We start from the raw sequence: 24,328 nt of genomic DNA on the forward strand, positions 1-24,328 counted from the left end.
ATCACGGTTTTTGCGTCGGTACGCAGTCGGTAGAACAGGGTGTCCTTGGTGGCACTGAAAGTGCGATCGCATTCATGACAAAGGATTGCCCGGAGAATCGGGATTACAATTTTGGAGTGAATACCATATGTCGTCTTTCCCTCTGCCAATGGAACCAGATGGCTTTACTTTCAACTTGATTTGTCCTAACCGATGATGCCTCCATTTGTCATGACGCATCTCGCAAGTCCTTGCATCACGTAACGGCATGAAACCGGACTCTTCCGGGAACTTTTGGCGCCAGATATGTTATAGACTTCGAAACACCTGACAGCAGATCGAAACAGTTGTAGCGCAGAAATGGACTGGCTTGTTTTCGGACCTCGACCAGCGCGCTTTGACCTGTATCAACGACGGTACCTATGGTTTCGACTATGCGAGCGGGGAGTTGCGACTCTCACTCCTACGCTCAGCGGCATACTCCGGCCTTCCCGTTTTCGATAGGCCAATCCTGCCCCAGGACCGCTTCTCGCCCAGGATCGACCAGGGAGAACGCCTGTTCACCTTCTGGATCAACGGCGGTTCCAGCACTGAGCGCCGGGAGCGTATCGACAGAGAAGCGCTTTCGCACAACGAAAAACCCTTCACACTGTCATTTTTTCCTTCTGGTAGAGGTACGCCCCACCCACCTGCCGTAAACCTTTCCGACGCGGTCGTGCTGATGTCCGCTTTCAAGAAGGCGGAGCAGTCTGACGACTACATCATTCGCTTGTTCGAGCCCACCGGTCTGGCCCGCAGCACGGTGCTGGAGTTTCCTTCCCTTGGTATGAGCCAAACGATCGATCTGGCAGGATTCGAAATAAGAACCTTACGGATCGATCCCCACAACAGGACTATCCAGGCGTACGATTTGCTGGAACAGAATTGAGTTGTCCAGCAAGTGCAAGTAGACCAAATCTCCGGGTCGATTGTTAGCTGAAACCCTCGTGTCCAGTCTCTTGTCTGTGAGTGCTATAACAGAACTCAACCATGATATTGAAACTTGTTGTGAGGTAATGGAAAGATTGCTGGAAGGCCATCACTGCGATAATCCCGAGCAGCACCAATACACCGCCCGAAACCGATATCGGCAGCAGGCGCGCACCGTGTTAAAACTCTGTCAGTGACTTCGTTGTTGAACCAACCCGTAGGTATAAATTGACCATTCAATAAACTGCAATCCTGGCGGGTGACAGAAGTAGCCAGGACGGGCCCGATAGATGGGACCGCAGGTTTAGCCCTTCGTCGCGCCTGCGGTCAGCCCTGCCACAAACTGGCGTTGCAGGATGAAGAACACGACGACGATGGGAATCGAGAACATGACCGAGCTGGCCATGAGTTCCCCATAGCGAATGCCATATTGACCAATATAATCATTCATGCCCACAGACACAGTCCGCATCTCCCTGGTTTGGGTGAACGCCAGGGCAAACATGAATTCCTGCCAGGTCACGACGACGATCCACACTGCCGTGGCCACGATGCCGGGACGGGCCAGTGGCACGACCACTTTCCAGAATGCCTGGAACCTACTGGCGCCGTCGATCATGGCCGATTCTTCAAGATCAGGGGGAATATTGCCGATGAATCCGAGCAGCATCCAGATGGAAACGGGTAATGTGATGGTAATGTAGGCGATTATCAGGCCAAAGTAGGTGTTGAGCAATCCTGCCTCTCGTACCATCTTGAAGATAGGGATGATGATTGTCGCGACCGGGAACATTTGAGCGAGGATGATGGCGACAAGCAAGAAGCCAAAACCCCTGATTTGAAACCGGCTGAAGCTATAGGCAGCCAACAGCCCGACGCTGATCGAGATAACAATGGTCGCCAAAGAAATGATGGCGCTGTTCAGGAAGTAGCGCCGGAACTCTGGCTGAAAAGCAGTCTTGTAGTTCTCGATGGTCGGGTTATCGGGCCAAAGGCGGGCCGGGATAGCGAACGGTTCGTTGGCAGGCTTGAGCGACACACTGAACATCCAGAAGAAGGGGATGAGAACGATGATCAGGACCAACATCTGCAGCGCTATCAGCACAACCCGTCGCAGGCGCTGCCGGGACCTGGGCTTCATATCCGATCATCTCCGGTCCGCAGCTGGAGAATATAAAGCACGGCAAGACCCGCCAAAAGCAAGACAGCCACGACGCCATAGGCTGCTGCCTCACCAAAACGAAATTCTCCGAATCCGATCTGGAAAATGGTAGTTGGGAAGATATGGGTGCGGTTTATGGGCCCACCCTTGGTTGTCACCCAGATCATGTCAAAATAATTGAAGGTGAAAATGGTCGTTAGCAGCAAATTCAGGAAGATGATATGTACCATGGCCGGAATCGACACGTACCTGAAACGCTGCACGGCATTGGCCCCGTCGATCTGGGCGGCCTCCAACTGCTCTTCATCCACGATCTGAAGGGCGGCGAGATAGATAACGGTCGAGAATGGAAAGCCTTTCCAGACGGCGGCGATGATCACTGCCAACATCGCGGTCGAAGGCTGCGCTAGCCACGGGATGCTCTTATCAACCAAACCCAGACTAATCAGTATGGAGTTGATCAGGCCCAGTTGAGGATCGTACATAAATCGCCATAGAATCGCAGCGACGATGCCGGGGAGCACCCACGGTAAGAGCACCAGGGTCCGCGACAGACCTCGAAACGGCAGATCCTGATTGAACAGAATGGCCACGGCCATACCGATCACGTTCTGGAACAGAACGACTCCGATGGTCCAGAAAAGGGAATTCCTCACGACCTGCCAGAAGCCGCCGTCCTGGAGCATATCCCGGTAATTCTGCAGGCCGATGAATTCAGGCTCCGGGTTGAGAAAAGAGGTCTCATACAGGCTCTCGACGAACGCGAGGATCATTGGGTAATACATGAGCAGGCCGACAAGAATGACCGCCGGCACCAGAAAGGCCAATGCCAGCAGGGCCTCCCGGCCTGAGTATGCGCCGCGGCCCCAATGCCTTCTATCAGATCGTGTGGATTTCGCAGGTTGTGCAGTCATCGTGCTTCGCTATTGAACAGGTCAAACACTATACGTGCACTTGATACGTGCACTTGCGTGCCTCATCGGCAAAAGCGGCAATCAACTTGGGATCGGCGCTGAAGAAATGATCGGAAGGACTGAGTATGAACCCGCCGCCTTCGCCGGCAGCCTCAAAGTTTCGACGAACAGCAGCACGGGTCGCTTCTTCCGAGCAATCCTCGAAATAGTGGTACTGATCGAAACTGCCGATCATACAGACTTTGTCACCGATACGAACTTTCGCCTCCGCCAGACGGACATCACCGCCTATCTCAGGCGGTGTCAGGGTCTCCATAGCGTTGGGATTCATAGCCGCAATGGTTTCGAGAATTGGCATCATGCCGCCACACGTATGGTAGGCTATGCGCTGCCCTGCCTCGTGAGCGGCTTCGATCAGGTCAGCATCGTAGGGAGCGACGAAGTCCTCGAAGATACTGGGAGAGATGACTGTGGTAGAGGCATCGCCACCGCCCAGTTCGAGGATATCGTATCTTGCGCCTTTGAGTGACTCGACAAACGTTCTTTTGCGGCGATGCAATATTTTCAACAAGTCCTGAACCCAGCCAGGATCGTCGAAGGTCTCCATGATCATCTGCTGCGTGCCGACCAGACAGCATGCGTCCTGCCACGTGCCCGGCTGCCCGAAGAGATCGAAGCAGCAGATATGGCCTCTCACCAGCCCCCGTTCACCGAAAGCCTTCGCGGTCGCATTAACGGCATCAACGTCGCATTTCGGTGCCGTCACATACTCGCCGATAAGGTCGATATCACTTTTCTCTTTGATCAGGTGTTCAGTCACCCATGTAGTATGCTCGTTGGATTGCAGAACGGTGGTGAGTTCTCCTTTTGGGGTGACGATACGAAATCTTGTGGTGGCGTAACGGGGATGGGGCAACCCTTCAGATTCGATCCGCCAGTCATCAGTGGCTATACGCCTGCTTTCCAGGAAACCCGGTTCTCCCTGCGAGGGGTCGTAGTATTCGCCAGCATCGGGATCAGGGCGGTGGGGCACCGTCCAGACGATGGCGTCCATTTCAAAGTAGTCGAAAAACTCCTGATTGGATATCCCTCCCATAATGTTGTCGAGAAAATCGGTCATCAGGTGATGCGTTGTCACGGGAAGGCGGTCAGGGATACCTCGATCCAACGCGGTGAGCATTCTTTGTTTTGATGTCATACCCATTGGGCATACTCCTCGGCAATGGTGGCAGAGACCACAACATGGCTCCGATAGATCGAATCCGTGTTTTGAAACAGCGCCGGACTATCAAGAGATGGTCGTCATGACGATCCGGCGCCGCACGATAGGTTGCCTGTCTTCGTTACTTCAAACCGTCGATCTCGGCACAAGCGAGGTCCACAGCATCCTGCACGGGCGTGCCACTGAATATCGCTTGCATCATTTCTTGCTCGATAGTCGCGACCTGCAGGTAGTTCGGTGAGAGCGGTCGGGGCCGGGCGTTATCGAGGTGCTCCATAATGCGATCGGGGCCCTTGCGATTCGCCTCCAGGAAGTTCTGAGCCGCCACTTTGTTGGCCGGGATCAGGTCAACGACACGGCCGTTAACCTCAGGGTCGGTCATGAATTCGATGAACTTCCAGGCCGCTTCCTGGTTGGGCGAATTCGCGTACACGACCAGGTTCCAGCCGCCATAGGTGCCGACCGGGGTCTTACCTTCAGGCGCCGTACCATTTACGAATTCCCAGTTCAGATCGCTACCCTGCAAGGTGGGCTGCTCCAAGGCTGGCCACCATTCAGTGGCCAGGGTACCATTGAGGAACAATTCGCGCATGTCACCACTGGACGCGTTTAGAATGCCCTCGGGGGCATAAGCTTGCAATCCAAGCAGATACTCCAGGGCTTCGATGGCTTCAGGGTCACCTAACGCGCAACTGCCATCCCCGTTCAAGACGGAGCCACCGTTGGAGTAGATGAAACTGTTCATTACGACGACCGTATCCTCGCCCATTTGGCTGAACAGGCCCACGCCGTACTGGCCGTCGGTTGTCAACGCCTCGCCCGCAGCTTGGAGACCTTCCCAGGTGGCCAGGCTCTCAGGATCAACGCCGGCTGCACTCAGCATATCGGCGTTGTAAAACGTGAATTGCCAGACATCGACGTTGAAGGGAATACCCCAAACCTGTCCATCCCAGGTGGCGGAATCCCAGGCGCCGGGGAAGAAGTTCTCCTGGACGATGCTGTCCGAGTCGGCGACGAAATCATCCAAGGGAATGATCGCATTGGCCACCGCAAAGCCGGAGTTCCAGATCTGATCGACGGTCGAGACATCGGGCGGGTTACCGCTCTGTACTGCCAGCAACAGCTTCTGCTGGTATTCGGTATAGGGCACGGTCACGACTTCCACCTCGATGTTGGGATTGGCAGCCTCGAATTCGTCTACAGCGATCTGCTGGAACTGGCTCAATCCCGATTCAGTCTGCTGATTATCCCAGAAGACCAATTTGATCGGTTCACCGGCCGGCTCTTCCTCCTTGGCTAGCTCCATCGCCACCTCACCCACGCCAAGCGCATTGATCTCGTCACAGGCAGCCGCAGTGGCATCAGCCACCGGCGTTCCGCTGAATATCGCCTGCATCATTTCTTGCTCGATAGTCGCGACCTGCAGGTAGTTCGGTGAGAGCGGTCGGGGCCGGGCGTTATCGAGGTGCTCCATAATGCGATCGGGGCCCTTGCGATTCGCCTCCAGGAAGTTCTGAGCCGCCACTTTGTTGGCCGGGATCAGGTCAACGACACGGCCGTTAACCTCGGGGTCGGTCATGAATTCGATGAATTTCCAGACCGCTTCCTGGTTGGGGGAGTCCTTGTACATGACCAGGTTCCAGCCGCCGTAGGTGCCGACAGGGGTCTTGCCCTCGGGTGCCGTGCCGTTCACAAAGTCCCAGTTCAAGTCACTACCTTGAAGGGTGGGCTGCTCCAAGGCTGGCCACCATTCAGTGGCCAGGGTACCATTGAGGAACAATTCGCGCATGTCACCACTGGACGCGTTTAGAATGCCCTCGGGAGCATAAGCCTGCAATCCAAGCAGATACTCCAATGCTTCGACCGCCTCGGGGTCAGTCAGTGCGCAGGAACCATCTTCGTTGAGCACGGAGCCATCGTTGGAGTAGATGAAACTGTTCATGACGACAACCGTATCCTCGCCCATTTGGCTGAACAGGCCCACGCCGTACTGGCCGTCGGTTGTCAACGCCTCGCCCGCGGCTTGGAGACCTTCCCAGGTGGCCAGGCTCTCAGGATCGACGCCGGCTGCACTCAGCATATCGGCGTTGTAAAACGTGAATTGCCAGACATCCACATTGAAGGGCACACCCCAGACGCCCCCATCCCAGGTCGCTGATTCCCAGGCGCCGGGGAAGAAGTTTTCCTGAGCGATGCTATCGGATGCAGCAACATAGGAGTCGAGCGGTTCAATGGCTCCCGCAACGGCAAAGCCGGAATTCCAGATCTGATCGACGGTGGAGACATCCGGGGGATCGTCGCTTTGCACAGCAAGCAGGAGTTTTTGCTGATATTCCGTATATGGCACGGTTACAACTTCGACCTTGATATTGGGGTTTGCTGCCTCGAACTCATCCACGGCAATTTGTTGGAACTCACTGAGACCTGATTCTGTCTGCTGGTTGTCCCAAAAAGTGATGGTGACGACCTCATCCTCTGCCGGCTCAGACGCTTCCGGTGCTGTGGTTTCTGGTTCAGATGGTGCAGGGGCTGCGGGTTGGCTGCATGCTGCCAACACCATCAGGGTTATCAGAAGCAAGCCCAAAATCATGAAAGAACGTTTGTGGTTCACCTTTTCCTCCTTTGCTGGAAATGGTCTTGGTTACAATAGGCGAGCAACAGGAATTTGGGTCAGATCTCGGCGATCACGACATCGACACCTCCTTGAGTAAATGTCTTGCGATCATGGGCGCTTATTGCAGCATCTGTAACTAACGTGTGAATACTGCTCAGTGGTGCGATGTTCACCAGCGATTCCACGCCGATCTTCGTGTGATCTGCCAACATGATTACTTGCCGTGCGGCCTTGATCATTGCCTGCTTCACAGCTGCCTCGGTGATGTTTGAATTGGAGACCCCAAAGTCGAGACTGACTCCGGCACCGCTGATAAATGCTTTGTCTACCCGCAGTTCAGCCAATACGGACTGCGTGCCTGGCCCAACCATCGAATGGCTTTCATGCCTGTACATGCCTCCTGCCACAAACAACTCAATGCCAGACTCCCCATCAAGTTCAGTCAGCACGGGGAGTGAGTTGGTCATCACCTGTATCTGTTGCCTGCCCCGCAATGCCAGAGCGAGGTACGCCGTTGTGGTCCCGGCATCAAGGATGATTCTATCACCTGTATTCACAAAACGAGCGGCGGTAAAACCTATCGCCTTCTTGAGATCGTCCACCTCGGATGCCATATCCTGGCTGGCATCCACGACCTCCAATGTGATACCCAACTCACGTGCCCGTGATAGCATGGCGTGTTCGATGTGCCGGTACCATGCATGGGAACTGAAAATCTGTACATAGCCAATGCGAGCGGGCATCGTCGTCAAGGCACAGCGACTGATCGTCGAAAGGGACGGGCTGGCGCTCAACATCTGGTCTGAGCGCGCCATGTTGATATGCCAAGTCCCGTTCTCTTCGGCACTGCGCGTGTAATACTGGTCAAGGTTTTCATCAGTAATCAGTACATGAGGCGTGTAGACACGATCGGGCAAGATATTGCCCTGATAGGCGCAGATCGACGTGTCCACGCAGAAACGTCCCACCAATTCTGGAAACATGGCGATACCGGCCTTGTAGGGACCCCCGGAGACCATCAGGTCCTTGACGGTGCTGCCCTCAAAGCCAATGGAAACGACGATGACGCGACTCTCATCGAGACCGGCAGATCGATAAGCTTCCAGTGCGCCGAGTGCTGTGTCGTCATTGATGCCAAAGATGACGTTGATATCTGGGTGAACAGAGAATGCGTCCTGAGCAATCCGGAAAGAAGTATCCCGTAACCCTTCGCCGTTCACTCGATGGATGATGTGATCACCTGCCGGAAGATGACGCAGGCTATCGGCAAATCCTCTGCTGCGAGCGCGGGTATTGGCAAAGGGAGCCGATACATCCAGGACCCGCACGTTGCCGTTCAAATTGGCGCGTGCATAATTGGCAACCCAATGCCCTAACTCAACACCGGCACTGTAATCGTCAATCGTAATGACCGTTGTGGCCCCATGATAATTGTGAGATTCGGCGACAACAGGCACACTCATTCGAAGCGCCCGATCTACCAACAAACGGGTTGTTGCTGTTTCTGCCGGCGTTACGATCAGAACATCGGCGCGGTCCACCAGCGCAGTCCTCGCCTCTATCAACCCAAGGTTTACCGAGCGCAGAGAGGTGTCGTGTCGACTGGAAACCCGCAACGCACCGCCATAGGTGCGATCGAGCAGCCCCTTCTCCTCTAGTCGCCTCAAATCGCGACGAGCAGTTTCGGCTGAACAGTTGCAACGCGCGCAGATCTCTGCAACCGTTACCATACTCTGCTGCTGCAGTAGATTGAGTATCACAACCTGGCGCTGGCCTGGAAGCATCTGGGGCACACCATACCCTGACTGAGCGTGACCATTCCTGGGGTATTCTTGTAGCTGCCACTATTATAACAGCTAAAACCATCGATTTCAACCCAGAAAACGCCCACTATTGACCGATCATTCACGTACCGGTCAATAGTGGGCGGCGCCAGGCGTGCTGAGCGGACTGCTTCACTCGCGCGTCCTCTCCTTCCTTACGTACAAAAACCTGCATCCACCCTCGTTTGCGAAGATTTCGGATGATACTACCGGCAACCAGGCAAGCTCAGTACGTTCTCGGCAGTCAATTGGCGTGAGATGAGGTTTTTACACGGTACGGGCTATTGCCTTTCGACAGCACACACAATGATCTGGGCTGCCTCGTCCAGGTCAAGCTTTTCGGTGTTGATCACCAGGTGATACAATAAGGGGTCATCCCAGTCGATTTCGAAGACTTCCTCCAGGTAGTTTCCTGTCCGCCGGTCGTGTCGCTGGGCCTTGCGATAGGCGCTTTCCAGGTCAAGGTGGTCCTGTTCCTGGATAGTCAGCAACCGGGCAGGAAGCGGTGCGATGATGCGCACGTGAAATACTCCTGGCATGTCCTGAAGAACCCCCTGCCCCCCTCGTCCAAGAATGACGGTATTGCCCTCACTGTACACGGCATGGATCGCGCCTCGTATAAGCGCCTGGCACTCCGTTTTGTCCAACTCCTCGACGGTAATCGTCGTTCGCCCCTCTTCATCTTTCCCGTGAACTGCTACCTGAGCCACCGTGGGCGGTCCCGGAAAGAGCAACCGCTCCAAAAAACTGCGGACATCGGAGCCCTGCTCCCGGAACTCGACCTCACCCTCGATGCAGAGCCCCGATTCTGTTGCAGCGGCGGCGATGATCTCTTTGTCGACAAAACGATAGCCCAGCAGTTCACTCACTCTTATCGCGATCTCAGTGCCGCCACTTCCGTATTGGCGGGATATGGTGATGACTGTCATTGTCTACCTCCCGTGGAATGTGACCCAGCGACCGGTATTGCGAGCGCGGCGGTTGGGCGCCGTCGATGCTCCATCTGATTCCAGTATACCAAGAATCTCTCAGATTTTCAACCACTTCAACTTGACCTGTTGCTTCAGGTCTGGGATAATGGCGGTTGTAGCTCGAAAAGCGCAGCGGCAATCCTGCATGCATTTGTTCTCAGTGGTATGGACATCCGACGATCACTGGTGATGACATGACCCAACAGGCGAACGGGTTGATCTACACGGCGGCCATCCGGGACTTCCGCGAGGCCCGCCGTCAGGCTGTTCTGGAGGATTTGAAGGCGCGGGTAACCGGAAAGTCGGACGACCTTCTCTCGTATGAGGAGATCCGCCAGTTGCTGAGAGCTGAACCGGCGGCTCAGCGGAACCTGGAAGATATTCCCATCGATTCCATAGTCGGCAGCGTTGGGCGCTATTCCGATTTTACCCGGCGATTCATGCCCCGTCGCGACAGTGACGAGGAGCGATGGGCACGGGTAAAGCTAAAAATGCTCTACGGAGGTGGTTTGCCGCCGATCGAGGTCTTCAAGGTGGGCGATGTCTACTTTGTCCTGGACGGCAATCACCGGGTCTCGGTGGCTCGCCAACAGGGCGCAACCACCATCGAGGCCTATGTCACCGAGGTGGATGTTCGCGTTCCCCTGGCCCCCAACGACAAGCCCGACAACCTGATAATTAAAGCCTCCTACGCCCATTTTCTGGAGACCACAGGTCTGGACGAGACTCGGCCTGCCGCGCAGCTCACAGTTACTGCGGCCGGTCAGTACCGGGTACTGATAGGACAGATCAACCTGTACCGCCAACTGCTGTCATTGCAGGCAGGGCATGATGTGGATGGCAAGCGAGCGTCCGCCGAATGGTACGATAACGTCTACTTTCCTGTGATCGGGATCATCCGTGAGTTGGGCATACTCGACGACTTTCCAGGACGAACCGAAACCGATCTTTATGTCTGGGTCTCGGAACGGCAGCAGAGGTTGGAGGATACTCTTGGATGGCAGGTGGGTGCGGAGGCGGCCGCTGTTGACCTGGCAAGTGGCCACAGTCCCCGCTTGACGCGGATCATCCATCGCCTTGGTGAGCGATTGGCGGAGGCTGTTACTCCCACCGAACTGGATGCCGGTCCAGTCACCGGGCAGTGGCGTAAAACCCAGGTTGCGGTGCGGCGCGAGAACCGTCTGTTTCCAAGAATCCTGGTGTCTGTGAGCGGAACGGAACGGGGGTGGCAAGCCCTGGATCAGGCGCTGGTCGTCGCAGCAAAGGAAGGTTCGGCGCTCCAGGGGCTGCACGTGATTCGCTCATCATCCCAGACCAGTGCCCGTGACGAGGAACATGTACTGAAGACATTTCAAGACCGTTGCCATGCCGCCGGTGTGCCAGGGAACCTGCGGATAGAGACAGGGCAACGGATCGCTCGCAATATCTGTAGCCGGGCTCGCTGGACCGATCTGGTGGTAGCAAACCTGGCCTTTCCACCTGGACAAGGTCCGGTAGGCAAGCTTGGCTCCGGCTTTCATACCTTGATTGGCAGCTGTCCCCGTCCCGTCCTGGCGGTGCCGCAGGTCTCGAGGCTTTCCCGGGCGGTGCTTGCCTATGATGGCAGCCCCAAGTCGCGGGAAGCGCTGTATGTTGCCGCTTATCTTTCAGGCCATTGGCAGATGCCCTTGATCGTGTTGACCGTGATCGAGAAAGACCGGACCTCCCGCGCCACGCTTCGGGAAGCTCAGGCATACCTGGAATCCCGTGGTGTCCAGGCGACTCCGGTGGCAGCCGAGGGACCGGTTGGCGATTCCATTTTGCAAACGGTCGAGGCGCAGGCTGCTGACCTGGTCATCATCGGCGGGTACGGGCACTCGCCACTGTTGGAGGTTGTTCTCGGCAGCGCCGTCGACCAGCTATTGCAGCGTTGCCGGCAGCCGATGTTGGTCTGCCGCTGATCCCCGATTCTATCGTGCTTCTGAAACGACGCGTGAATCCGTGAGTTTTGAGTTTAACGAAGGAGATTGTGACATGACGAGGAAGAATGCCTGGCCTGGAATCGCAACCCTGGTTCCGCTTCTGTTTCTTTTTGCTGTTATCGGGCTGGCTCTTGTACTGCCGGCGCCTGTGTTGGCCCAGGGTGAGCCGGGGAAACTCCAGCTCGGACCCACCGACACCATTTCCTTGACCCTGGTGGCAGACAACCTCAGCCGGCCCGTGGACATCACAGCCGCTCCGGGAGACCGCTCGCGGCTCTTTGTCGTAGAAAAACCTGGGCGGGTTCGTATCGTCACCATCCAGGGCGGCACCTACACCCTATTGCCTGCCCCATTTCTCGATATCACCAGCATTGTGAACGCCTCGGGCAATGAGCAGGGACTCCTGGGCATTGCTTTTCACCCCGACTACGACAGTAACGGCTATTTCTTTGTCAACTATACGGCTGTATCCCCCAGCGGAGACACAGTTGTGGCACGTTACTCGGTCTCGCAGGAAAACGCCAACCTGGCGGATCCCAACAGCGCCACCATCCTGATGACCATCGACCAGCCCTACTCGAACCACAACGGTGGTCAACTCAAGTTCGGGCCAGACGGCTATCTCTACATCGGCACGGGCGACGGCGGATCTGGCGGCGATCCCCTGGACAACGCCCAGGATCCTGCCGAATTACTCGGCAAGATGTTGCGCATCGACGTCGACAGCGGCACGCCCTACGGCATTCCACCGGACAATCCCTTTATCGGGGTTGCCGGGGCTCAGGAAGAGATATGGGCCCTCGGCCTGCGCAATCCCTGGCGTTTCAGCTTCGACCGGTTGACGGGTGACCAGTGGATCGGCGATGTGGGACAGGGGCAATGGGAGGAGATCGACCTGGAACCCGCGGGAAGTTCAGGCGGCTACAATTGGGGCTGGCGCTGCTATGAGGGCAATCATGTCTACAATTCCGCAGGCTGTGGCGAAGAAAGTGACTACGACTTCCCTGTCTACGAGTATTCTCACAGCGAGGGTCTGGCCATCACCGGTGGGTTCGTCTTTCGCGGCTCACCCAATAGCGCCTATTTCGGCGACTACTTCTTCTGCGACTACTATTTCGACTTTTTTGAAAGCCAGCTGCGAACATTGCAGCATAACGGGCTTGGCTGGGTACGCGTCAATCACACCGTGCAGGCGCCCGCAGGCCGATCGTTGACCAGGCCTACCTCCTTTGGCGAGGACGCCATGGGCGACCTGTACATCGCCGACGATTCCGGAGGTGAAATCTTCAAGCTTGAGCTGCGACCCGCCACTTGCGTCAGCGGCAACTACGATGTGAACGGGGATGGTGGGCAGGACGTCATCGACATTCAGCTGGTGGCAGAGGACTGGCTGCGCAGCGATTTTGTCCCCGATTTCGATGTGGACTGTAGCGGCGCGGTCGATGTCATCGACATTCAACTGGTAGCCGGCGCCTGGACCTCCTGATGCGGCGATATTGAGCCTCGACTGGAATGTGCGTTAATCAGCGGTGAAATCAGAAAAAAACATGATCGCAGATAACGCTGATAGACGCAGATGAACGCAGATCAGACAAAAAAAGATCAGCGTGAATCTGCGCCGAAGGCCTGCGTTAATCAGCGGTGAAATCAGAAAAAATAACAACCGCAGATCAATCGCGGTCGGGGAGGAAGGGGTTGTTTTCTTCCTTGGCAGGAGCCGTCGTCGGATCCTCTTGGGGCGCCCGGGCTTTGGCGGAGGCGTTTCTTAGCTTGTAAGCCTGGTGGATATCACCTGCGCTGATCAGGCCCAGGAAGATGGGGCCGTCAAACACCGCCGCCACATTGCGTCGCTGCTGTACCATTTTGGTGCGAACCAAATAAAGGCTGTCGCTCTGTTCGACGCGCAGATAGTCGCGATCCATGATTGTTCCAACCGTTGCCTCGCTCTGGTCACGGCGAAGTGCCTTGATGACCTGAACGGTGGTGATAACCCCTGCTAATTGGCTACCAACCAGGACAGCGAAGTTGGTCTGGTGTGAAGTCAGGATTGTATTCACAACCGCAGACAGCGGCTGGGCTGCGCCCAGGACAAGGCCGTGGCGATCGTAGACGTCACCGGCCTGCATGTCTTCCAGGGCATCCCTTACGCGGGTCTCGGCGTTTTCATCGCTGGCGCCCATGTAGATGAAGATGGCGATCATGGTAAGGAAAATGTCGCGGTTGACCACGGCCCAGATTCCCATCATGACAGCCAGGGCCCGCCCGATGTTGGCCGCAAGTCTTGTGGCTGTGGTGAAGGGCAGAGCCAGCGAAAGCAGGCTGCGCAGTATGCGTCCGCCGTCCATGGGGAAAGCCGGCAGCAGGTTGAAAACGCCGAGGATCAGGTTGGTCAATACGAGAAATGTGACCAGTCCAAGCAGGCTGATGCTGGTGTAAGTGGAGAGCACCTGGCTCGCCGAATTCACATCCTGTACGGCCATCACGGCGAACAACAGGGGCAACAGGATTAGCATCAGGGCGAAATTGACTGCCGGCCCGGCGATGGCAACCAGCAGTTCCTGCCAGGGGGTATCTGGTTGTCGTTCCAGCCGGGCCACGCCGCCGAGCGGCAGCAAGGTGATATCGCGCACCGGGATATTGAAGTATTGGGCCGTGATGCCATGTCCTAACTCGTGAAAGACAACGATCACGAAGAGCAGCAAGACCAGCAACACGCCATAGATAGCGCCGGTTACCAGAGAGGTCGTTTCCCCTGCGGCATCCTGGGAAGCAATCCTTCCCCAGGTGAACGCGCCATAGGCGAGAATCAGCACAAACGACCAGTGGACCTTGATCTCGATTCCCCGGACTGTGGCTATTGTAAGGGAGCGACCCATGTTCTCTCCTTAGACGGGCGGGTTGACTCCTTCCATACCATATCTCAGCATACGTCATGCCGTGCCCCGTGTCAAGGCATTTCGATTCCAAACAGCAATTCTCAATTCCCATCTGCGAATCCAGTCGAAACTTTGCTGGTGTTTCGACTGCGTGGTATAATTCGCAAGCATTTTTTGCATTTCTCGGCATGAAGCGCAACGGGGCGCCCCTGCCGTTTCAGATCGCTTTTCCCCGTCTCCCCGAACAGGGGAGCTTCCCATTGAGGAGGGCAAATTGAATCTCCATGAATATCAGTCGAAACGGGAGTTCGCCCGTTTTGGCGTACCTATTCCTGCCGGTGACGTGGCCGAGACACCGGCCGAGGCCCGTGAAATTGCCGAAAAACTGGGCAGCAAGGTTGTCGTCAAATCCCAGGTGCTGGTGGGCGGTCGCGGTAAAGCGGGTGGCATCAAACTGGCAGAGACTGCGCAGGAGGCTGAGGTAGCCGCAGAGGCGATCCTTGGCATGGACATCAAAGGTTTGACCGTAAACAAGGTCCTGGTGGACGAGGCTGCTGAGATAGCGGACGAGATCTATCTGGGCCTGGTGATCGACCGCGCCGCGCGGCGGGTCGTAATGATGGGTTCCAGTGAGGGCGGTGTCGACATCGAAGAGGTGGCCGCCTCGACGCCGGAAAAGATCGTCAAGGTATTGATCGATCCCTTCATCGGTTTTCGATCCTATCAGGCCACCGAAATGGCGATCGCCCTGGGCATTCCCAGGGAACAGTGGCGCGCCTTTGCCAGGATCGCGGGTGGACTCTATCAGGTCTTCATTGCAAGCGATGCCTCGCTCGCGGAGATCAACCCCCTGGTGGTCACCGAAGATGGACAGCTGCTGGCTGTGGATGGCAAGATGTCTATCGACGACAACGCGTTGTATCGCCATCCGGCCCTGGCCGAACGACGGGATCTTACTGAAGAGGATCGCTATGAGGCGGAGGCCAGGCAGCACGATTTGAGCTACGTCAAGCTGGATGGTCACATCGGCTGCATGGTCAATGGCGCCGGATTGGCCATGGCGACCATGGATATGACCAAGTTGTTCGGCGGCGCCCCAGCCAACTTCCTGGACATCGGTGGCGGCGCCACGTCGGAACGGGTGGCCGCGGCCCTGCGGATCATCCTGTCTGATGAGAATGTGCGCGCTGTGCTGATCAACATCTTCGGTGGCATTACCCGCTGCGACGAAGTGGCCCGAGGCATTCTGGAAGCGCTGGAGGTGGTACCTACCGATGTGCCGATGGTCGTGCGACTGGTTGGCACCAATGAAGCCGAGGGCAGGGCAATCCTGGCGGATGCCGAAATGGAAACCGCAGCCACTTTGTCGGAAGCTGCCCGGAAGGCGGTCGCGGCGGCGGCCAACGGCTAGCGGCAGAATTGAGATGGACCTTTTTCTTTCCCGGCTCCCTTGGCGGATATCCGGGAGGAACTGATAGTTAATTTGACATAAAGGAATCGTTTCCATGAGTATTCTCGTCAATAAGAACACGCGTCTCATCGTGCAGGGGATCACCGGCCGAGAAGGCATGTTCCATACCGAGCAAATGGTTGCTTACGGCACCAACGTGGTTGGCGGCGTCACGCCAGGCAAAGGTGGACAGTGGTCTGCCGGTGTGCCGGTGTTCGATACGGTCAAGGAAGCGGTGCGCGCCACCGAGGCCAATGCCTCTATCATCTACGTGCCGGCCCGCTTTGCCCAGGATGCCATTCTGGAGGCTGTCGATGCCGCGGTTGAGCTGGTCGTCTGCATCACTGAGGGGATTCCAACCCTGGACATGGTGCAGGTGCGGGCCTGTATCGACCAAACCGGCTCCCGGCTCATTGGCCCCAACTGCCCAGGCGTAATCACGCCCGGCGAGGCCAAGGTCGGTATCATGCCCGGACACATTCATATTCCGGGCAATGTGGGCATTGTTAGCCGCAGTGGCACCCTGACCTATGAGGTGGTTGCAGCCCTGAGCGCTCGGGGCATCGGCCAGTCGACCGCCGTAGGTATCGGTGGTGACCCGATCATCGGGTCCACCTTTATCGACATCCTGCAGCTGTTCGAAGAGGACCAGGATACCCACCAGGTTGTATTGATCGGCGAAATTGGCGGCACCGATGAGGAGGCAGCCGCCGAGTTTATTCGCCAGTCCATGTCAAAGCCGGTGACCGCCTTCATTGCCGGTCAGACCGCACCTCCAGGGAAGCGGATGGGACATGCCGGCGCCATCATTTCCGGCGGAACTGGCACGGCTGCCGAAAAGATGAAGGCGCTCCAGGCTGTTGGCGTACAGGTGGCCAGGCAGCCCGATGAGATCGCCGAAATCGTTGCCGGACGAGCGTAATAAGTGCCATGTCCAGCCCGCCCGAACCTGAATCAATCCTTGATCCAGGCGGTTTCGACGGCACGCCAATCGGGCCTGCCTTGTTATGGCTTCGCCGCCAGCCCGAAGAAAGCCATCTTGTTGGCGGTTCGGTGCGGGATCTTTTGCTGGGCCGACCCATCGGGGATCTGGACGTTGTAGTGGAGACAGGTGGGCAGGAACTCGCCCGGCGTCTGGCTGACGTCATGGGCGGCGCCTACGTTGGCCTGGACACGGAACGGGATATTGGGCGGGCGATTCTGAGGCAGCCTGCGCAGGGCCTTGTTCAGGTTGATGTCGCAGCATGGCGGGCCGACACCCTGGTGGAAGATCTTTTGCTCAGGGATTTCACCGTCAACGCGATGGCGGTGTCGCTTGCCCATGGCCCCTCGGGGATCATTGATCCCTCCGGTGGGCTCGCTGACACGGCGCAGCGGTTTCTTCGACTGGTATCGGACACGGCCCTTGCCGATGATCCTCTCCGAAGTCTGCGGGCGATCAGGCTTGTTGCGGAACTCTCTTCCCTGGGATTCCGTCTAGAGAGCGAAACAGCCCGAAGGGTCCAGCGGGCGTCGCCCGCGCTCGCAACCTGTGCTGACGAACGAGTCCGGGATGAACTGGTGAAAATCCTGTCGGTGGATAGGCCGGGGCAGTGGGTTGCAGAGATGGGTGACTATGAGCAACTCGACGTGCTTTTGCCAGAGCTCGAACGTACCCATGGTGTCCTTCAGTCGCCACCGCATCATCTGGACGTCTTTGACCACAGCTTGCTCGTGGTTGACATGGTTTCCTGGCACCAGGCATTGATCGATGGGTGTGAAGAACCCCGTGACGAATGGGATCTTGTCCTGATGGATGTGCTTGCAGAGCAGCTCGAACTGGTCCAGGAGCATTTCAGTCACGGCGAAGGTGCCGGTCTGCGTTCCAGAGGACACATGCTGCGGTGGGCCGCTCTGGGCCATGATCTTGGCAAGCCTACGACAGCTGCGGTCAAGGCAAGTTCATCCGGTGAAACACGGATCCGCTTCTTGGGCCACGAACGGGTGGGTGCAGACCTGATTTCCGACGTATTGCGCCGGCTGCGTTTCAATGACGCGGAGGTACGCCGCGTAGCATCTGTCGTAGCACATCACCTGCGCCCATTGCAACTGGCTTCCGCTTCCGGGCCACCCAGCCGCAAGGCGGTTCACCGTTATTTCCGCGATCTTGGAGATGCGGGAATCGATGTGGCGATGTTAAGCCTGGCGGATTTTCGGGCCAAGAGGGATTCTGGCGCAACATTGGACGACTGGCTATCCCTGCTGGGTGTAGTAGAGGGTCTGTTGGATGATTTTTGGCAGCGACCGGAGCAGGTCGTTTCGCCGCCCGCCCTGGTCGATGGTAGAGATCTCATGGAGACTCTCAATCTGCCACCAGGCCCGCTGATCGGCCAACTTCTGGAGAAGATCGCCGAGCAACAGGCCGTGGGCACGATCCAGACAGGGCGGCAGGCGCTGGATTACGCACTGAGACAACAAGAGGAACATGGAATCACAGGTTTGCCCCCTGTTGGGGCTGGTGGATGAGCAAGGCGCTTATCTGACCTATCCCAGCTACGAAAACCGATGTTACGCATCAAGCCCGCACCAGTCGATTCCCCTGAATGAGCAGACATTTTTCTGCCTTGGGGGTAATCGGGATCGTTGCCCGCGGCTGATGGCGCGCGATGCTGCGGCCAGTGGCGAGTCCGCGGCTGTCGATGACGAAGCAGCCTTTGCCGGCGCAACCGCGGCAGCGTTCGCTGTAACATCCGAGCTGGATGAGGATTTTTCGTCCGCGTCCGGTATTGGGGACAACTACGATTGGGAGGAGAGCTCGCAGGATATTGGCGAGCAGTTCGAAGCTGATTACGCCGTTCCGCCACCGCCACCGCCGGTCTACCCGCCGCAATCTGGCGGTCCCTCCAGGCGACCTGTGTGGCCCCTCTTGCTGGCAGCCGGCACCCTGGTGACTGTGCTCATGTTGTGTGCATTTGCCAGTGCCAGTTGGGTCGGATGGCAATCTTTGTCGAATCGATTGGCGCTTAATCCCTCAGTCACCGCAATTGTCGAGGGGGGCGGTCCCCAGGGGGTGGTACCAATCACCAAAACGACCGAGTCGGGGACCATCGTTCTCATTGTTACCCCGACCCCTTTGCCCGGCACAGGCGAAACGCCGGTCGAGCCGACGCCGGCGGAATCGACGACCATGGTCGTCATCCCGACGCTGCCTCCAACCTTGACGCCCTTTCGGCCGACGCCTACTTTTACCTGGACGCCGATAGTGCCTCCTACGCAGCGGCCTTCGGCCACGCCATTCCCGACCAATACGCGTGTTCCCCCGGCAACGGCCACACCCATACCGCCGCCAACGGCGACCTGGCAAGCGACCCACGAGGCCTTCTCCATGTCCTTCACGGCCAACCCCACCACCATCAATCAGGGGCAGGAATCGACCCTTTCCTGGAACGTTCGCGGCGTACAGGCGATTTATCTGGATGGCGAAGGTGTATCCGGTCCTACCGGTTCCAAGCGGGTGAAGCCCAGCTCGACAAAGACCTACACGTTGAGGGTCATCAAGCACAATGGATCGGTGCAGGAAGAATCGCAGACGGTTACTGTCAACCGGCCAACACCTACCCTGACGCCGACCACGACACCCACTTTCACCCCCACGCCCTTCTACGAGATTAGCTTTGCCGAGGATCTCGACATCACGGTGATCGACGGCACCGAAAATTCTTGCCGCACCGGCAACGGCTGCCCGCTGTTCTTGATCCAGGTTCGCAACCATGGCAATCGAACCCTCGATTACCAGCTCACCAAGTCAAGTCCCGACTTGCCGGCGGGGTGGGGAGTTTTCTTCTGCTGGGCCAGCGACTGCGAATTCGGCGATGAATCGCCCATCAAAAACCTGGATGTGGGCGCCAGGGATACGGTTTCATTGAACTACCGCGTCCCTGCCAATCTGGTGGATGGCAATTATCTGACAACCGTACTTGGCACGTGTATTCAGTGCTCCCAGCCCGATTTCCAACAGACGTTCAATGTTCAGGTGCGGCTTCCCACACCCACACCCACTCGCACGGCCACGCCAACACCGACCCCCAACCCCTGACGCCGGCAGGACAGTACCCTTGAAGGCACTTGACCTTGACCTCGAAATCTATCTGGCGATTGCCAAGATAGGGAAATACGCGACCAGCGAAAGCGGCGATACCGTCGAGGTGATTGAGCGACCCCACGGCGGCATTTCAGCGGTGATTGCCGATGGCCAGCGCAGCGGAAAAGCAGCCAAGACTATCAGCAATATCGTCGTAAGAAAGGCAGTGTCCCTGTTGGCAGATGGCGTTCGCGATGGTGCCGCGGCCCGGGCTTCCCATGACTACCTTCGTACCCATCGCCGGGGACAGGTATCGGCGACGTTGAATATCGTCTCCGTGGACCTTGCCAGCAAAACCCTCTTGATCTCCCGCAATTCCCATTGCCCGGTTCTTGTTTACAATCCAGCCTGGGCTGGCAAGCGGTCTCCTGATGGCTGGCTCTTTCTCAACGATCCCAGTGATGCGATTGGAATCGCAACGCTGGTCAAGCCGGTGATTTCTGAAATGGCTCTGGAAGTGGGCACGACTGTCCTGGTTTTCACCGATGGTCTCTGGACAGCTGGCGAGCGCTCGGGTGATCGCATCGCCATCGCTGCGCTGGTGCAATCCTTGATCCAGAAGGGTGTGGATGACCCTGAGGACCTGGCCGAGGTCGTTCTTGAGGAAGCCATCAGGCTTGATCAGGGTCGTCCCAGGGACGACATGAGCTTGCTGGTTTTGGGCGTGAGGCGGAGGGAGAGAGAAGACCGGGTGCGACGTCTGTCGGTTAGCTTGCCAGTTTAGCACAGGCTCGGGATCATGTCGATTACTGCTGCCGGGGGCAATCGCGGCGAGGTAGGCCCCATCAAGGTTGTTGGTCCCTGCAAGTCGGGAAAGACAAGCCTTGTTGCGGCCCTGCTTGGGTTGGGATTTCAGGCTCGTGGCTGTTCGCAGGAACACTCGCAGGTACCTGACATGTGGCGCAGGATTGCGCCTCCACGGTGGCTTATTTTCCTCGACGTTTCGACCCAGGTAATGCGGGAACGTTCGGCACGCGATGACTGGACCGATGATATCCTCGCTGTTCAGCAGGCGCGGTTGAGAAATGCCCGCGGTCACGCACATCTGTACATCCATACCGATGGGTTAAACGCCAGCCAGGTGCTTGAACAGGTCCTGGCGTTTTTTGCCAGTCGTGAGTAATCGTTATTGAAGCCGAATTCGCCCCCCGATATTTGACAGTGTAGTGGGGCTGCGCTATAATCCGCAAAGCGACCGGTGGAAGTCCGTTTCACCGGTTTTCTTACGTAACGATTAAATGTCGTTGCCGGGTGCTTTGCCTGACCAGTTCGATCCGCATAACCGCAAGCAACCAGTCGCCGCGGCTGGTTGCTCTTCTGCAGGCAGGTGGTCACAGGCAAGAGTCTCAAGAGTCTATTGTGCCGGTTACTTCTGGTTGACAGATGAAACTGTCTGTTCCAGAACGCCGACGTTAGCACCGGGCGATGGCCAGGAGCATGAGATGAAAGATCGCAGTTTCGGGGCCCTCCTTCTCGTCATCATTGTGGCTTCTCTGGCACTGCTCATTGCATTGCCAGTTGACCATCCGGACTGGGCGTCCAACCTTCTTTTTTGGCAACCTGAAGGGTTTCGAGACCTGGAACTGAAGCAGGGCCTTGATCTACAGGGTGGCCTGCAGGTGTTGCTGCAAGCAGACAGCGTGGGAGAAGTCAACCCCGATGCCCTTGAATCAGCAATGCTGGTTGTAGAAAACCGCGTCAATGGCCTGGGTGTCAGCGAGCCGCTGGTCCAGCGCCAGGGTGAGAATCGTATCATCGTCGAATTGCCTGGTGTTGACGATCCAGACCAGGCCATCAGCACCTTGAAGGGTACCGGGCTGCTCGAATTTGTTGCAGCCGGCCGGCAGGCGCCACCCGCCGGGATGATTCTCGAAACCGACCATGTCGGAGGCAGCGTAGCTGTCGGCACGGGGGGAGTTGAAACCGGGGCTGCCACTCTCAATCCGGAAACCGGTGAGCCATGGCACACGATAATGACCGGCGCGGATCTGAAATCGGCTCAGGTGGGTTTTGACAACCTGACCTCAGCTCCCATTATCCTCTTTGAACTCGGCGACAGCGGCACTGAGATCTTCCGGGATTTCACCCGGCAACATATTGGCGAGGTCGTTTCCATTGTCATGGATAAGCAGGTGCTGTCCTCTCCGGTGATCCAGAACGTGATCGATGGTGGTGGACAGATTTCCGGGCAGTTCACGCAGGAGGAGGCAAAAGGATTGGCCGTCCAGATGCAATATGGTGCCTTGCCGGTGCCACTTGCGGTGATCGACACCCGCGCCGTGGGTGCGACGTTGGGTGCTGACTCGGTGCGAAGCAGTATTACCGCGGGTGTCATTGGCCTGTTTGTCGTACTACTCTTCATGGCCGTCTACTACCGGGTGCCCGGCCTCATGGCTGATGTGGCGCTGATCATCTTTGTGTTGATCAACCTGTCGATCTTTAAGTTGATACCAATCACATTGACATTGCCAGGTATTGCAGGATTTCTCCTGGCTACCGGTACAGCTGTCGACGCCAACATCCTCATTTTTGAGCGTATGAAGGAGGAGTTGCGAGCGGGCAAACCACTGCGCGTGGCCGTGGATGCCGGTTTCGATCGTGCATGGACCTCGATTCTCGACTCGAATCTGTCGACGCTGATCACGGCAGGGATTCTCTTCTACTTTGGAGGCACTTTTGGCGCCAGCAGTGTTCGCGGTTTCGCTGTGACCCTCATTATCGGTATCCTCGTCAGTATGTTCACCGCAGTGTTCGTCACCAGGGTACTCATGAAGCTGGTTTTCGGTAGGCGCAAGTCGGAAGAACAGTTTGCCGGTAAAGCCTGGCTGCTGGGAGTCTAAGCATGTACAACATCGTCCAACACCGCAAATGGTACTATCTGTTCTCCGGTATTCTGATTCTGATCAGCCTACTCGCGATGGGCTACTCCTGGGTGACCACCTCGTCGCCTCTTCAACTCAGTATTGACTTCACCGGCGGCGCCTACTGGGAGTTCGATCTCGCCGATGCTGCTGCTCCCGGGGATATCCGTGATGTCTTCGTGGAATTTGGGTTGAGCGATACATCGCTGACTACATTGGGCTCAGAAGGCAACCGATATCAAGCGCGTTTGAAGAGCATTGACGATGAGACCAAGGCGTCCATCGAGGACGAACTGGGTGCACGTTTTGGCGGCATCGACACTCGTCAATTCAGGAATGTCGGACCATCGGTAGGCGAAGAGGTAACCCGGGCTGCGTTCATGGCGGTCCTGGTGGCTTCCCTGGCTATTCTGGCCTTTATCGCATTCGCATTTCGCAATGTTCCCCACCCGGCCCGTTACGGCTTCGCCGCGATTGCGGCAATGGTTCATGACATCCTGATCACCCTGGGTTTCGTGTCCATCATGGGCCTGGTGGCAGGTTGGGAGGTGGATGCTCTCTTCCTGACAGCGCTGTTGACCGTCATTGGATACAGTGTGCAGGACTCTATCGTTGTGTTCGACCGCATTCGGGAGAATACCTCGCGTTATCGGGGTGAGGATTTCGAGACCATCGCCAACCGCAGTCTGCTGGAGACGGTCCACCGGTCGGTGGCTACCCAGCTTAACGCCTTCTTTATCATGATTGCGATCCTGATGTTTGGCGGCGATACGATAAAGCCCTTCATCGCCACCATGCTTGTGGGCTTGCTGAGCGGTACCTACTCGTCGATCTTTATTGCCGTTCCTTTGCTGGTTTCCTGGGAGATGGGGGATCTGCGAAGGTTGTTTGGCGGTGAAAAACGAAGTCAGCCGGCAACGGCCTGAACTTACGTGATGGAAGATGGATGTCGTTTGATGTGGCGGTACCAGGCCCTTTAGGCAAGACGCGGGGTGAGCGCAGGCTCGCCCCGCTTTTCGATTCAACTGGCATGACAGGGTGATGCGCGCATTAATCTCGTCTCCGCAAGGCTTGTTACCCGACGATCAGTTGGTTCGGCCTGCAGGAACGGTGGTGCTCAAGAGCACCTACGGGCAGCCTGTAGAAGCGGACTTGAGCCAGGTGGTGGTGGACGAAATCTGCCTGGTCGGTTCTCGATGCGGTCCCTTTCCCCCGGCGCTGCGGATGCTTGCCGGAGGACTGGTTGATCCTGCTGCCCTTTTGGACGCTGTCTATTCGCTGGAGCAGGCCGAGGCTGCGTTCGAACTGGCAGCACGCCCTGGCATTCTTAAGGTTTTGTTGAAACCATAACTGATTTTGTTAGAAGGATGTGGCCAGGGAAAAATTGCCTGGTTTCCTTCGGAGAC

The 24,328-nt window shown here is 57.0% G+C and carries 19 protein-coding genes; 12 read left to right on the plus strand and 7 right to left on the minus strand.

The window, feature by feature from the left end:
• Window positions 1–376: 376 nt before the first annotated feature.
• On the plus strand, window positions 377–907 hold the full coding sequence (locus tag U9R25_19940) for a hypothetical protein (protein ID MEA3338165.1): 531 nt from the start codon (window positions 377–379) through the stop codon (window positions 905–907).
• Between the two features lie 345 nt (window positions 908–1,252).
• Here the strand turns inward: U9R25_19940 and U9R25_19945 are convergent, their stop codons facing one another.
• From U9R25_19945 to U9R25_19970, 6 genes are all read right to left on the minus strand, one after another.
• On the minus strand, window positions 1,253–2,089 hold the full coding sequence (locus U9R25_19945; GenBank protein MEA3338166.1) for a carbohydrate ABC transporter permease: 837 nt from the start codon (window positions 2,087–2,089) through the stop codon (window positions 1,253–1,255).
• Window positions 2,086–3,024, minus strand: a complete 939-nt coding sequence (locus U9R25_19950) for a sugar ABC transporter permease (GenBank protein MEA3338167.1) — start codon at window positions 3,022–3,024, stop codon at window positions 2,086–2,088. The genes U9R25_19945 and U9R25_19950 overlap by 4 nt, the downstream gene beginning before the upstream one ends.
• Window positions 3,025–3,052: 28 nt before the next feature.
• Entirely contained in the window at window positions 3,053–4,222 is a 1,170-nt protein-coding gene (locus U9R25_19955) for a uroporphyrinogen decarboxylase family protein (protein MEA3338168.1), read from the minus strand.
• A gap of 145 nt (window positions 4,223–4,367) precedes the next feature.
• Entirely contained in the window at window positions 4,368–6,857 is a 2,490-nt protein-coding gene (locus U9R25_19960) for a sugar ABC transporter substrate-binding protein (GenBank protein MEA3338169.1), read from the minus strand.
• A gap of 59 nt (window positions 6,858–6,916) precedes the next feature.
• Window positions 6,917–8,644 (minus strand): substrate-binding domain-containing protein, encoded by a 1,728-nt coding sequence (locus U9R25_19965; protein ID MEA3338170.1) that lies wholly within the window; start codon window positions 8,642–8,644, stop codon window positions 6,917–6,919.
• 320 nt (window positions 8,645–8,964) lie between these two features.
• The gene (locus tag U9R25_19970; protein MEA3338171.1) at window positions 8,965–9,612 is read right to left on the minus strand and encodes a cytidylate kinase-like family protein; all 648 of its coding nucleotides are present in this window, start codon (window positions 9,610–9,612) and stop codon (window positions 8,965–8,967) included.
• 236 nt (window positions 9,613–9,848) lie between these two features.
• Between U9R25_19970 and U9R25_19975 the strand changes: the two genes are divergently transcribed.
• Together U9R25_19975 and U9R25_19980 are read left to right on the plus strand one after the other, a co-directional pair.
• A complete protein-coding gene (locus U9R25_19975; GenBank protein ID MEA3338172.1) occupies window positions 9,849–11,594 on the plus strand; it encodes a universal stress protein in 1,746 nt (581 codons plus the stop codon).
• Between the two features lie 73 nt (window positions 11,595–11,667).
• A complete protein-coding gene (locus U9R25_19980) occupies window positions 11,668–13,101 on the plus strand; it encodes a PQQ-dependent sugar dehydrogenase (protein MEA3338173.1) in 1,434 nt (477 codons plus the stop codon).
• Window positions 13,102–13,285: 184 nt separating this feature from the next.
• Here U9R25_19980 and U9R25_19985 read toward each other — a convergent pair whose 3' ends face one another.
• Entirely contained in the window at window positions 13,286–14,491 is a 1,206-nt protein-coding gene (locus U9R25_19985; GenBank protein MEA3338174.1) for a site-2 protease family protein, read from the minus strand.
• A 274-nt stretch (window positions 14,492–14,765) separates the two neighbouring features.
• On the opposite strand from U9R25_19985, the gene sucC reads away from it, so the two are divergent.
• From sucC to U9R25_20030, 9 genes are all read left to right on the plus strand, one after another.
• A complete protein-coding gene (sucC, locus tag U9R25_19990; GenBank protein ID MEA3338175.1) occupies window positions 14,766–15,902 on the plus strand; it encodes an ADP-forming succinate--CoA ligase subunit beta in 1,137 nt (378 codons plus the stop codon).
• 94 nt (window positions 15,903–15,996) lie between these two features.
• A complete protein-coding gene (gene sucD, locus U9R25_19995) occupies window positions 15,997–16,863 on the plus strand; it encodes a succinate--CoA ligase subunit alpha (GenBank protein MEA3338176.1) in 867 nt (288 codons plus the stop codon).
• 8 nt (window positions 16,864–16,871) lie between these two features.
• Complete coding sequence (locus tag U9R25_20000) at window positions 16,872–18,446, plus strand: HD domain-containing protein (GenBank protein MEA3338177.1); 1,575 nt, start codon at window positions 16,872–16,874, stop codon at window positions 18,444–18,446.
• A complete protein-coding gene (locus tag U9R25_20005) occupies window positions 18,406–20,016 on the plus strand; it encodes a hypothetical protein (GenBank protein MEA3338178.1) in 1,611 nt (536 codons plus the stop codon). The genes U9R25_20000 and U9R25_20005 overlap by 41 nt, the downstream gene beginning before the upstream one ends.
• Before the next feature lie 19 nt (window positions 20,017–20,035).
• Complete coding sequence (locus U9R25_20010; GenBank protein ID MEA3338179.1) at window positions 20,036–20,785, plus strand: SpoIIE family protein phosphatase; 750 nt, start codon at window positions 20,036–20,038, stop codon at window positions 20,783–20,785.
• 15 nt (window positions 20,786–20,800) lie between these two features.
• A complete protein-coding gene (locus U9R25_20015; GenBank protein MEA3338180.1) occupies window positions 20,801–21,184 on the plus strand; it encodes a hypothetical protein in 384 nt (127 codons plus the stop codon).
• A gap of 319 nt (window positions 21,185–21,503) precedes the next feature.
• Entirely contained in the window at window positions 21,504–22,901 is a 1,398-nt protein-coding gene (gene secD, locus U9R25_20020) for a protein translocase subunit SecD (protein MEA3338181.1), read from the plus strand.
• A gap of 2 nt (window positions 22,902–22,903) precedes the next feature.
• Window positions 22,904–23,848 carry a protein translocase subunit SecF gene (gene secF / locus U9R25_20025; GenBank protein MEA3338182.1) on the plus strand — a complete coding sequence of 315 codons (945 nt, stop codon included), beginning with the start codon at window positions 22,904–22,906 and terminating at the stop codon, window positions 23,846–23,848.
• 115 nt (window positions 23,849–23,963) lie between these two features.
• Complete coding sequence (locus U9R25_20030; GenBank protein MEA3338183.1) at window positions 23,964–24,272, plus strand: hypothetical protein; 309 nt, start codon at window positions 23,964–23,966, stop codon at window positions 24,270–24,272.
• Window positions 24,273–24,328 lie beyond the last annotated feature (56 nt).

The organism is Chloroflexota bacterium (genome assembly GCA_034717495.1).
Classification (GTDB): domain Bacteria; phylum Chloroflexota; class Anaerolineae; order JAAEKA01; family JAAEKA01; genus JAYELL01.

What these genes read in the sequence shown, in the direction of transcription:
- U9R25_19955 (MEA3338168.1), bottom strand. Translation starts at nt 4,222, where the DNA reads ATGACATCAAAACAAAGAATGCTCACCGCGTTGGATCGAGGTATCCCT.
- U9R25_20015 (MEA3338180.1), top strand. Translation starts at nt 20,801, where the DNA reads ATGTCGATTACTGCTGCCGGGGGCAATCGCGGCGAGGTAGGCCCCATC.
- U9R25_19980 (MEA3338173.1), top strand. Translation starts at nt 11,668, where the DNA reads ATGACGAGGAAGAATGCCTGGCCTGGAATCGCAACCCTGGTTCCGCTT.
- U9R25_19945 (MEA3338166.1), bottom strand. Translation starts at nt 2,089, where the DNA reads ATGAAGCCCAGGTCCCGGCAGCGCCTGCGACGGGTTGTGCTGATAGCG.
- U9R25_19975 (MEA3338172.1), top strand. Translation starts at nt 9,849, where the DNA reads ATGACCCAACAGGCGAACGGGTTGATCTACACGGCGGCCATCCGGGAC.
- U9R25_20005 (MEA3338178.1), top strand. Translation starts at nt 18,406, where the DNA reads ATGGAATCACAGGTTTGCCCCCTGTTGGGGCTGGTGGATGAGCAAGGC.
- secF (MEA3338182.1), top strand. Translation starts at nt 22,904, where the DNA reads ATGTACAACATCGTCCAACACCGCAAATGGTACTATCTGTTCTCCGGT.
- U9R25_19965 (MEA3338170.1), bottom strand. Translation starts at nt 8,644, where the DNA reads ATGCTTCCAGGCCAGCGCCAGGTTGTGATACTCAATCTACTGCAGCAG.
- U9R25_19985 (MEA3338174.1), bottom strand. Translation starts at nt 14,491, where the DNA reads ATGGGTCGCTCCCTTACAATAGCCACAGTCCGGGGAATCGAGATCAAG.
- U9R25_19950 (MEA3338167.1), bottom strand. Translation starts at nt 3,024, where the DNA reads ATGACTGCACAACCTGCGAAATCCACACGATCTGATAGAAGGCATTGG.
- U9R25_19970 (MEA3338171.1), bottom strand. Translation starts at nt 9,612, where the DNA reads ATGACAGTCATCACCATATCCCGCCAATACGGAAGTGGCGGCACTGAG.
- secD (MEA3338181.1), top strand. Translation starts at nt 21,504, where the DNA reads ATGAAAGATCGCAGTTTCGGGGCCCTCCTTCTCGTCATCATTGTGGCT.
- sucD (MEA3338176.1), top strand. Translation starts at nt 15,997, where the DNA reads ATGAGTATTCTCGTCAATAAGAACACGCGTCTCATCGTGCAGGGGATC.
- U9R25_20030 (MEA3338183.1), top strand. Translation starts at nt 23,964, where the DNA reads ATGCGCGCATTAATCTCGTCTCCGCAAGGCTTGTTACCCGACGATCAG.
- U9R25_20000 (MEA3338177.1), top strand. Translation starts at nt 16,872, where the DNA reads ATGTCCAGCCCGCCCGAACCTGAATCAATCCTTGATCCAGGCGGTTTC.